The 8,664-nt window shown below is 54.2% G+C and carries 15 protein-coding genes; 13 read left to right on the top strand and 2 right to left on the bottom strand.

What is annotated here, in order from left to right:
- The first annotated feature begins 131 nt into the window (after positions 1-131).
- From CSR04_RS25050 to CSR04_RS23180, 5 genes are read left to right on the top strand one after another with little or no spacing between them, the layout of a single operon-like run.
- Positions 132-269, top strand: coding sequence for a hypothetical protein (locus CSR04_RS25050; protein WP_172449468.1), 138 nt, complete (start codon positions 132-134; stop codon positions 267-269).
- Positions 266-400, top strand: coding sequence for a hypothetical protein (locus CSR04_RS25465; protein WP_281259810.1), 135 nt, complete (start codon positions 266-268; stop codon positions 398-400). The genes CSR04_RS25050 and CSR04_RS25465 overlap by 4 nt, the downstream gene beginning before the upstream one ends.
- Positions 393-1,817 carry a phage head morphogenesis protein gene (locus CSR04_RS23190; RefSeq protein ID WP_102798735.1) on the top strand — a complete coding sequence of 475 codons (1,425 nt, stop codon included), beginning with the start codon at positions 393-395 and terminating at the stop codon, positions 1,815-1,817. The genes CSR04_RS25465 and CSR04_RS23190 overlap by 8 nt, the downstream gene beginning before the upstream one ends.
- Entirely contained in the window at positions 1,810-2,022 is a 213-nt protein-coding gene (locus CSR04_RS23185) for a hypothetical protein (RefSeq protein WP_102798734.1), read from the top strand. The genes CSR04_RS23190 and CSR04_RS23185 overlap by 8 nt, the downstream gene beginning before the upstream one ends.
- Complete coding sequence (locus tag CSR04_RS23180) at positions 2,022-2,480, top strand: phage virion morphogenesis protein (protein ID WP_102798733.1); 459 nt, start codon at positions 2,022-2,024, stop codon at positions 2,478-2,480. The genes CSR04_RS23185 and CSR04_RS23180 overlap by 1 nt, the downstream gene beginning before the upstream one ends.
- Here CSR04_RS23180 and CSR04_RS23175 read toward each other — a convergent pair.
- Both CSR04_RS23175 and CSR04_RS23170 read right to left on the bottom strand, forming a co-directional pair.
- Positions 2,477-2,755: a hypothetical protein gene (locus CSR04_RS23175; RefSeq protein WP_102798732.1), complete on the bottom strand. Its 279-nt coding sequence runs from the start codon at positions 2,753-2,755 to the stop codon at positions 2,477-2,479. The two genes, CSR04_RS23180 and CSR04_RS23175, sit on opposite strands and share 4 nt — an antisense overlap.
- A gap of 2 nt (positions 2,756-2,757) precedes the next feature.
- The gene (locus CSR04_RS23170) at positions 2,758-3,084 is read right to left on the bottom strand and encodes a hypothetical protein (RefSeq protein ID WP_102798731.1); all 327 of its coding nucleotides are present in this window, start codon (positions 3,082-3,084) and stop codon (positions 2,758-2,760) included.
- Between the two features lie 136 nt (positions 3,085-3,220).
- Between CSR04_RS23170 and CSR04_RS23165 the strand changes: the two genes are divergently transcribed.
- From CSR04_RS23165 to CSR04_RS23135, 8 genes are all read left to right on the top strand, one after another.
- Entirely contained in the window at positions 3,221-4,006 is a 786-nt protein-coding gene (locus tag CSR04_RS23165; RefSeq protein ID WP_102798730.1) for a hypothetical protein, read from the top strand.
- Positions 4,007-4,061: 55 nt separating this feature from the next.
- Entirely contained in the window at positions 4,062-5,270 is a 1,209-nt protein-coding gene (locus CSR04_RS23160) for a phage protease (protein ID WP_102798729.1), read from the top strand.
- 38 nt (positions 5,271-5,308) lie between these two features.
- Positions 5,309-6,232, top strand: a complete 924-nt coding sequence (locus CSR04_RS23155) for a Mu-like prophage major head subunit gpT family protein (protein WP_102798728.1) — start codon at positions 5,309-5,311, stop codon at positions 6,230-6,232.
- A gap of 115 nt (positions 6,233-6,347) precedes the next feature.
- On the top strand, positions 6,348-6,707 hold the full coding sequence (locus tag CSR04_RS23150) for an HI1506-related protein (RefSeq protein ID WP_102798727.1): 360 nt from the start codon (positions 6,348-6,350) through the stop codon (positions 6,705-6,707).
- Positions 6,708-7,124, top strand: a complete 417-nt coding sequence (locus tag CSR04_RS23145; RefSeq protein ID WP_102798726.1) for a gp436 family protein — start codon at positions 6,708-6,710, stop codon at positions 7,122-7,124.
- Entirely contained in the window at positions 7,124-7,561 is a 438-nt protein-coding gene (locus CSR04_RS23140) for a phage tail terminator protein (RefSeq protein ID WP_102798725.1), read from the top strand. Before CSR04_RS23145 ends, CSR04_RS23140 begins: the two co-directional genes overlap by 1 nt.
- Positions 7,548-7,685: a hypothetical protein gene (locus tag CSR04_RS25045; protein ID WP_172449467.1), complete on the top strand. Its 138-nt coding sequence runs from the start codon at positions 7,548-7,550 to the stop codon at positions 7,683-7,685. Before CSR04_RS23140 ends, CSR04_RS25045 begins: the two co-directional genes overlap by 14 nt.
- Positions 7,685-8,641 (top strand): hypothetical protein, encoded by a 957-nt coding sequence (locus CSR04_RS23135; RefSeq protein ID WP_102798724.1) that lies wholly within the window; start codon positions 7,685-7,687, stop codon positions 8,639-8,641. Before CSR04_RS25045 ends, CSR04_RS23135 begins: the two co-directional genes overlap by 1 nt.
- Positions 8,642-8,664 lie beyond the last annotated feature (23 nt).

The raw sequence follows: 8,664 nt of genomic DNA, 5'->3' as shown, positions 1-8,664 counted from the left end.
AGATGCAAGAACAAACACTTGGAGTCTGAAAGGGTTAAGAAGCGAAACCCCAAATACAAGATTGCCGTGTTTGATCTGGTTTGCCCGCGTTGTGGCTGTAAATCGTTCTACAACCTTACTGAGGCCAACCAGTGATCAACGACAAAGACTTTCAGCAGTTGCTAACCCACACCCGCCAATACCTTGGCATAGCCTTGTTTCTGGGGCTGATGTTGCTGGCCTGGCTGATTGATCTGTTGTTTGGTTACCTGTTTGGTGGCGCAGTATGACCTGGGCCAATATCGACGCCTTTTTAGCAGGCCAACAGGCCGCCGCTGAAGGCCAGCCCCACAGCGCCAACCCCTGGCCCATAACCAGCCCCTACCACCAGGACTGGTTAGACGGGTGGCACCATGCCTGAAGCGCAATACGGCAGTTTGCCGTTTACCCAGGCTATTGAGTTTTTCCGCAGCAAACTAAACGTTCCCGCAGAGCGCTGGGCAGATATATGGCGCGACCAGCACAACAGCGCCTTTATGGTGGCCGGTGCCACCAAACGCGATTTAATAGCCGACCTGCGCCAAATGGTCGACGCCGCCATAGCCGAAGGCAAAAGCCTAACCTGGTTTAAAAGCGAGTTTAAACACCTGGTTAAAAAGCACGGCTGGGACCACACCGGCAGTGCCGCGTGGCGTGCCAATATCATCTACGGCACTAACATGCGTCAAAGTTACAACGCCGGGCGCTGGGAACAGCTACAGGCCTTTCCTTATTGGCGCTATGCCCACGGCGACAGCCGTTTCCCCCGTCCCCACCACTTAAAGCACCATGGCCTGATCCTGCCCAAAGACAGCCCATTCTGGCAGGTTTGGTTCCCGCAAAACGGCTGGGGCTGCAAATGCAAAGTGTATGGCGTAACCGAAGCGCAAATGCGCCGCCGTGGCTGGCAGGTTAGCGAAGAACCGGTAATCGACACCGTCCCCTGGACAGACAAAGCCACCGGCGAAGTGCACCATGTGCCGGTGGGGATTGATCCGGGCTTTGACTACGCCCCAGGGCGCACCAAACCAGCCCAGCATATACAGCAGTTAGAAGCGGCCAAGCCAGCCCTGCCAGACCGTTTACCTCGCCGCCTGGTGCCCAGTGCCTTCAGCACAGTAAAAGGTATGGACATACATGGCTTAAACCGCATACTGGCAGAGATTGCGACCAAGCGCCCAGAGCTGGAACAGGTCAGCGCGTTTGTGAAGCGCTACCAAATCAAAACTCTGATCCTCAAGCCAACCGAAATCAGTACCAGCAGTAAACGCATAAAAGACCTGGTAGCCCCTATTGCCGATTATCTGCAGGTTGACGGCTACAAAGCCCTGCGCAGTTGGCCAGTATCGCCGAGTGTGGCGCGCAAAGCGGGCGGCTATACCGCCCACGCATGGCACCACTTGGTTATTAAAGCCAAATCAAATTTGCGCTTGTCCAATGTCACCAATGTAGACGAGCTAATAAACGCCGTAGAGGCTGGCATAGTGGCCCATGCCAACGGCGCGCCCATGTGGACCTTTAGCAGCATAGTGCGCAACTTTGGTGACAGCGGCGAAGCGGGTAGCAGCGTGTTAACCTGGTTGCACGAACTTGGCCACCAAGTGCATTTCAGGGTCATAGATAAGGGCTATAATGCCAGAGGCCTGCCCACCACTTTAACCCGCTATGCCGGGCAAGATGTATGGGAATGGCACGCCGAGCATTTTGTAGCCTGGGCCTTAAACCGGCCCAAGCTGGTAGAGCATCACCCCGACATAGCCGAATACTTTGACAACATCATGAAGGCATTAAATGACTGACATACTAAAACGGGCAGCCAGCGCCAACACCCAGTACAGCCGACAATTGCAAGAGGCCCAGGAATTGCTGCGCAGTAACTTACCCCTGCCCGAAAAAGAACAGCGCCTGGCCGAATTACGCGCCCAGGCCCCCGCCAGCGACAAAGCCTATTTCGCTGATCTGTATTCCACCCTGGCCCGCCAGCAAATAGAGGCCCAGCAGTAATGGCCGGTAGTTTTATCAACGTAGACCTGCAAGGTTTTGACCAGGTAAACCGCATACTGCAGCAACTGGCCACGGCCAGCACCAATTTAAAGCCCGCTATGCAGGAAATAGGCGAATACCTGTTGGAATCGCATCAGCAGCGTTTTGAATTAGAGGTAGAACCCGACGGTACTCCCTGGGAGCCATTGCAGCCCAAAACCGTTAAACGTAAAGGCGGCGACGATAGAATTCTAAAACAGTCCAATATCTTAAAAGACACCCTGCACTACCAGGCCGACGCCAACACCTTACTCTTTGGCACCAACCTGGAATACGGCGCAACCCACCAGTTTGGCCGCGAAGGCGACGGTATCGTAGCGCGCCCGTTCCTGGGCTTAGCCACCGGCCCCTGGGAAGACAGCGACGAGATCCTGGCCATACTGCAGGACCACCTGCAACAGGCCATGCACACCAACTAAGGTGCCCAGCCCTCTTGCATATCAAAGGCCGTCAAAGTACTGCCCTGGTAACTGCAGCTATAACGATAATTGCGCCAGGCTCCCCGCCCGGTTTGCAGCTTGGCCCGCCCCGTTACCATATCCAGGTCCAACCCTTTGCGAGTCGTATCTGTACTCACAATCTCTGCAGTGTACTTGGCCATGCCTTGTACTTTGTCGTGGCATGCGGCTATTTCCTGATCATTGCCACAACCAGTTAACAGCAAAGCCAGCACCAGCATCGTTCCCTTGTTCATCGTTATTCCCCCTTTGCCTGTGTACGTAATTGTTTGGCTTCATCTATTGTCAGCCATTGCCATCCGGCATCTTCGCCCCCTGAAATCAGCGTTTCGCCCCACTCCCAGGTATAACCGCCATCCTGCAATACTTGCTGTTGCACCGACAACGGTGAATGCCAGGTTGGCCAGGGCACAGAAAAGGTACGTGGCTCCACCTCTACTATTCTCCAACTCAGCCACGGCTGCTCTGGCCGATTACGGCCCCGCTGGTAAACCACCGTGCCACATAACGCCCCGTCTTTGTAAATACGCAGTTTGCGCCGCTGCACATCTACCCAGTTCTGCATGCCCTCCCCCAAAAACCGTGCAACCGCCTCAGCGCCATTCTAAGCGCATTAACCCTTTGCACAGCTACCGTTGCTTTAGATTGATCCATTTAAACGATTCTGGAAAGATTTAAACAGCAATTAACAAGGAATGCAGATGGAAAACAACAAGAACAAAACCAGGTTCCCCAAATGGCCGCTGATTGGCCTGGCGGTGTTAATTAGTTTGCTGCTTTTTGTCAGCATGCTGCTGGCGATCCATTTAGGATCATCTGCAGAATGTGGGCCGGACCAAACCCCTTGTTACAGGTACTTAAAGGGAGACCTTGGCACTTTGGGGGATTTTATTGGTGGTGTGCTTAATCCGCTCCTGTCTTTTATAACAATCTGCTTGTTGATTGGGCAGTTACGGTTGCAGTCAAGTGAACTAGCTGCAACCAGAGATACATTGAACGAAACCAAAAACATACATAACGCAACAGCTCTGACTCACGAACGAGCACTACTATTGCAACAGGCCAACGACTACTGGCCTGCCGCAAAAAGCAAAATGAGTCAATTGGTTGATAGAGTAGAAACTCTCTACTATGAAAATGCCATACCTGTATTTCCAGAAGCTGAAGAGGTAACAATTGATCGTCTTGCAAATCAGCATGATGATTCGGAGCTTGTCTGGTTTATGAGTAATGATTCATACGTCGCACTACTTGAGCAAAGCATTGGTGAAATAGTCAGCATCGCTCAGCATTACCTTGATCTAGCCAGAATATGTCGGGAGAAATACCAGATACCCGGAATACTTTATTTTGACGAAATTGCAAAATTAAATGGTCTTGTAAATCACATATATAGCGAACTCAATGTTTACATGGTTAACGATGCTTCCCTGAAGCATTGCTGGATAGAATTAGGGAAGGAAGTATTGGTAACAGAGTCCCAATAGCCCAAACCCACACTAAACCAACCTAACCCCCAAAGCCCGGCAAACTGGCCGGGCTATGAAAAAACATCAACGCCTATACAACTTCGCTTACCCAGGAGTCGGTTATGTAACCGCAACGCCTGCAGCGGCCTTGTCTGTAGCTGCCCTGTCCAACCAGGAACAGCCGCTGGGTATCGCGGCTTGTTCGTTTGCCATTGTCCCTAACCAGTCCTGGCAGCAAATCCTGCCTGGCCAGCCATTCGCCGCTAAAGATGGCCGCCCGTTAGATGTACCCAGCCGCAAGTGGAATATCAACGACGAGTTAGGCCCCCGCCTGGCAGCGCTCCTTAACAGCCGCGCAGCACAGGGCCAGGAACTGCTGTTTGACTACGAACACCAAACCCTGCTCACCAAGGTTAACGGCCAAGACGCCCCCGCCAGCGGTTGGGGCAAACAGTTTGAATGGCGGCCCGGCCAGGGGCTGTTTGCCCAGCTCAAGTACACCCCCAGAGCCAAGCAAAATGTCGCCGACGAAGAGTACCGCTTTTTTAGCCCTGTGGTGATTTACGACACCAGCAGCGGCGACGTGGTTGACCTGCACAGTGTCGCTATCACCAATGACCCAGCCGTACTGGGCATGCAGGCCGCCGCCCTGAATAACCGTTTCGCAACCCCCCAGGAGAAACCCATGAACCAGGCCCTAGCCCTATTGCTGAGCTTTATTGGTGTAGACGTTGACACCAGTAAAGACATTGATGCCGCCGCCCTTAAAGCCACTCTGGAATCTAAAGAAGTTGAACAGAAGCTGGCCGAGCTTAAAACCAAGGTCGACTCCAACAACGAGCAAACCACCCAGATTGCAGCCCTCAAAGCCGACCTGGCCAATGCCAAAGCCGGGCAACTGGATATGAGCCAGTTTGTGCCGGTGGAAACCTACAACGCCGTTATCACTGAAATGGCCGCCCTAAAAGCCAGCAACGACGGCCTGACCGTTGACCAGGTCATTGATAAGGCCCAGCAGGAAGGTCGCTTTATCGCCCAGGCCGAGCTGACCTACTTAAAAGAGCTGGGCCAAAAGCAAGGGGTAGCTGCCCTTAAAGCCACCCTGGACAGTCGCCCCGCCATCGCCGCTCTGGGTGGCCAGCAACAAACCACCCAGGCCAAACCCGACGCCGACGACAAAACCGGCACGGCGGCCCTTACGGCTGACCAAAAGGCCATTGCTGATCAGTTGGGTATTTCCCATGCCGACTACGCCAAAGAGCTAACAACCGACCAGGCCTAATTAACCCTACAACCAGGTAGCTACCAGGAGAACCCGCAATGATTATTACGTCCGCAACGTTAAACGGCTTGCGTACCGGCTTTAAAAAGAACTTTGAAGACGGCAAGGTCAAAGGCCAGCCCATGTTCCAAGAAGTGGCAACCGTGGTGCCTAGTTCCAGCAAATCGAATACTTACGGCTGGTTAGGGCAATGGCCAGGCTTTCGCGAGTGGATTGGTCCCCGTGTAATGAAGTCAATGAAGGAACACGCCTACAGCATCACCAACAAAGATTTTGAAAGTTCGGTGGAAGTAGACCGCAACGACATTGACGACGATAACCTCGGTGTCTATGCCCCTATGTTCAATGAAATGGGTTATGCCGCGTCAGTCTTCCCCGACGAGCTGGTATTTCCTATGTTGGCGGCTGGTTTTACAACTGTCTGTTACGACGGCCAGTACTTCTTTGACACCGACCATCCGGTAAACGCCGAAGTGGATGGCACCGGCGCAGACACCAGCTATGCCAACGCCATTATAGATGCCGGGTACGTGGGTGAAGCGTGGTATCTGCTCGACACCAGCCGCAGCCTTAAACCCCTTATATTCCAAGATCGCAAAGGCATGCAGTTTGTGGCCATGGACAACCCCAACGACGAAGCCGTATTCACCAACAAGATCTTCCGTTATGGCGTCGACTGTCGCTGTAACGTCGGCTATGGCTTCTGGCAAATGGCCATCGGCGTTAAGAAAGCATTAACGCGCGACACCCTGTGGGAAGCCATCAATCTGATGCGCAGCTTTAAGGCCGATGGCGGCCGCCCACTTGGGCTGGGTAAAAACACCCTGACGCTGGTGGTGCCCAGTTCACTGGAAAAGCTGGCTAAGCAAATTAACACCCGCGAAATGATTGACGAGGGCGGCGTATCGGTCAGCAACGAGCTTAAAGGTCAATTTAAGGTTGTTTCGCCGGACTTCCTGTAACCCATAACACCCCGCGACAGCCCACTAGGGCACCACGCAACCAGCGGCTGGTGTAACCGCCAGCCGCTGGACCAGGGGTACAACCATTACAACTGTGACAACTGGGAGACAAATAATGACTAAATCAGCCTTAATAAAGGTCCTGGTGGTGACCGCCCTGGGTGCATCGTTTCGCCGTTGCGGCCATGGTTTTACTGACCAAGGCAGTGCCTTCCCCCTTGATTATTTCAGCGAATCCGACCTCAAGCGGTTGCACAAAGAACCGCGTTTATCTGTGCGGGAAGTGGCCCTTGAAGAACTGGCCGATACCGTCAACACCGACGCTGTGGACCAGGCCGCCTACACCGCCGCCCAGGCCGAAGCGGAAAAAACGGCGGCTAATAAGAAAACCGCCAATCCCAAGGCCGCCGACAAAGCCCCCCCCAAAGATGAAGCTGGCGACGACAAAGCGGCTGACCAACAGGCGGGCGCGTAAATGTACTGCACCGTTGATGGTTTAGTTGCTCGCTTTGGACAACAAGAGTTGGTCGACCTAACCAACCCCGGCCAAAGCCAGGTTGACGCCGCCAAGGCCCAAAAAGCCATAGACGACGCCACGGCAACCATTAACGGTTACTTGGGAGGGCGTTACACCCTCCCCCTTTCTACTGTGCCTGCCGTACTGGTAAGGCTTTGTGCAGATCTGGCCCGTTACTACCTGTACGACAACGCCCCCTCCGAAGTGGTTAGCGCCAATAAGGTAGACGCCCTGGCTTTTTTAAAAAGCCTGGCCAAAGGCGACGTTACCCTGGGCGTTGAAACTTCAACCCCAGCGGTACAACCCGACGACGCCATAGAAATCCAGTCCTCTGAACTGGTATTCAGCCGCCGCAATAGCAAAGGGTTTATCTGATGTTGGCCCTGCTTGAAAGCCGTTTAAAAGCCCTGTCGGTGTTTGACCGGGTCGGCAGCGCCCTGTCAGTGGCCATGGCCATGAAAAATGGCGTAGCCCGCAACATGGAGGCCTTTGTTATCCCACTGCCATCTACCTACAACGAGCGCAGTCAGGACTTAGGCCCCCTAACCCAAAAAGGCGTGAAAGCCTTTGGCGTGCTGGTAGGTATTCGCTCGGTTAACGACCCAACCGGCGCAAACGGCAACGCCAAAATCGACCAGCTAGAGCAAACCCTGCTGGGCAGCCTGCTGGGTTGGCACCCTGGCCCCAACTACGAGCGAGTCAGCTTAACCCGCACCGAACCTGTTGGCATGCCAGACGCCACCTTGTGGCATTTGTACCGCTTTGCTGTCCCTCAATACCTTGCAGAAGGAGTAACCCATGGCAACCCCTAACCCAGCCCCCGCCAAAGGTGGCCGCTACTACCAGGTAGACGGCAAACGTGTCAGCGAGGCGGACTACCTAACAGCCCAGGCCAAGCAAAAAGCTGCTAAGGCCAAACCGCAGGAGAAAGCGTAATGCCTCTTAACGCCAAAGAAGAATACATTCTGTTCAAACTGCAGGCGGCGGCCTATGGCACCGACGAAGCCCTAACCGGCCTGAATGCCATTGCGGTTTACGACATTAACTACAACCCTGAGTTTACCCGCGAACAGCTGCAGGAAGCGCTAGGGTTCCCCGGCGCGGCAGGCGAACAAACCGTTGCCGGCTACCAGGCTATTACCTTTAAGTTTTATGCCCGTGGCGCAGCCGATGGCCAGCCCGCCACCCCAGTGCCGCATGCGCCGCTGCTACGTGCGGCAGGCTTGAGCGAAACCGTCACACCCGACACCAACGTAGCTTATGCGCCCGTGTCGGAAGCATTCGAACACGGCACATTGTATTACTACGCTGGCGGTGCCAATGGCGTGCTGCACAAATTAACTGGTGTGCGCATCAGTGGCCTTAAGTACGTCAGCAAGCCAGGTGCCCTGGATTACTACGAATGCACCGCCATGGGCCTCGACGTAGACCCAGAACCAGCAGGCGCGTTGCCAGCAGTAGATTGGTCTGGCCTAACTGCCCCGCTGCCCACCGCTGCCAACACCGTGGAAACCATGACCTTGTTTGGCAACCCAGTCGGCATGGCCAGCCTGGAGGTCACTTTTGGCAATGTCTTCAGCCACCTGCATGTCACCAACCAGGAAGAGATCGCCTTTGAGGAACGCAATGGCTCTATCAGCATCTCCATTGTTGAACCGGATCCAAGCGCTATCAACTACTGGACCAAAGCAAAAAAAGGCGAATCCGGTGCACTGAACTACCAGCGTGGCAAAACCGCCAGTCACGGCGGCAATATCCACTTGCTGGCAATCCCCAATGCACAACTTGGGCAGGTATCGCGCCGTAACGATGCAGGCCGTCTGTACCTGGATTTAACCCTAACGATCAAGCCGCTAACCAAAAACAGCGACTTTACCCTAACCACCCTGTAAGGCGGCGCTGCCGCCTCACCCAG

The organism is Bowmanella denitrificans, from assembly GCF_002887595.1.
In the GTDB taxonomy this organism is placed as follows: domain Bacteria; phylum Pseudomonadota; class Gammaproteobacteria; order Enterobacterales; family Alteromonadaceae; genus Bowmanella; species Bowmanella denitrificans.
Note: the sequence above shows the minus strand (reverse complement) of the source record. Positions and strands in the feature narration are given on the sequence as shown.

Coding starts and splice junctions, on each gene's coding strand:
- CSR04_RS25465 (WP_281259810.1), top strand. CDS start 266: ATGACCTGGGCCAATATCGACGCCTTTTTAGCAGGCCAACAGGCCGCC.
- CSR04_RS23190 (WP_102798735.1), top strand. CDS start 393: ATGCCTGAAGCGCAATACGGCAGTTTGCCGTTTACCCAGGCTATTGAG.
- CSR04_RS23185 (WP_102798734.1), top strand. CDS start 1,810: ATGACTGACATACTAAAACGGGCAGCCAGCGCCAACACCCAGTACAGC.
- CSR04_RS23180 (WP_102798733.1), top strand. CDS start 2,022: ATGGCCGGTAGTTTTATCAACGTAGACCTGCAAGGTTTTGACCAGGTA.
- CSR04_RS23175 (WP_102798732.1), bottom strand. CDS start 2,755: ATGAACAAGGGAACGATGCTGGTGCTGGCTTTGCTGTTAACTGGTTGT.
- CSR04_RS23170 (WP_102798731.1), bottom strand. CDS start 3,084: ATGCAGAACTGGGTAGATGTGCAGCGGCGCAAACTGCGTATTTACAAA.
- CSR04_RS23165 (WP_102798730.1), top strand. CDS start 3,221: ATGGAAAACAACAAGAACAAAACCAGGTTCCCCAAATGGCCGCTGATT.
- CSR04_RS23160 (WP_102798729.1), top strand. CDS start 4,062: ATGAAAAAACATCAACGCCTATACAACTTCGCTTACCCAGGAGTCGGT.
- CSR04_RS23155 (WP_102798728.1), top strand. CDS start 5,309: ATGATTATTACGTCCGCAACGTTAAACGGCTTGCGTACCGGCTTTAAA.
- CSR04_RS23150 (WP_102798727.1), top strand. CDS start 6,348: ATGACTAAATCAGCCTTAATAAAGGTCCTGGTGGTGACCGCCCTGGGT.
- CSR04_RS23145 (WP_102798726.1), top strand. CDS start 6,708: ATGTACTGCACCGTTGATGGTTTAGTTGCTCGCTTTGGACAACAAGAG.
- CSR04_RS23140 (WP_102798725.1), top strand. CDS start 7,124: ATGTTGGCCCTGCTTGAAAGCCGTTTAAAAGCCCTGTCGGTGTTTGAC.
- CSR04_RS25045 (WP_172449467.1), top strand. CDS start 7,548: ATGGCAACCCCTAACCCAGCCCCCGCCAAAGGTGGCCGCTACTACCAG.
- CSR04_RS23135 (WP_102798724.1), top strand. CDS start 7,685: ATGCCTCTTAACGCCAAAGAAGAATACATTCTGTTCAAACTGCAGGCG.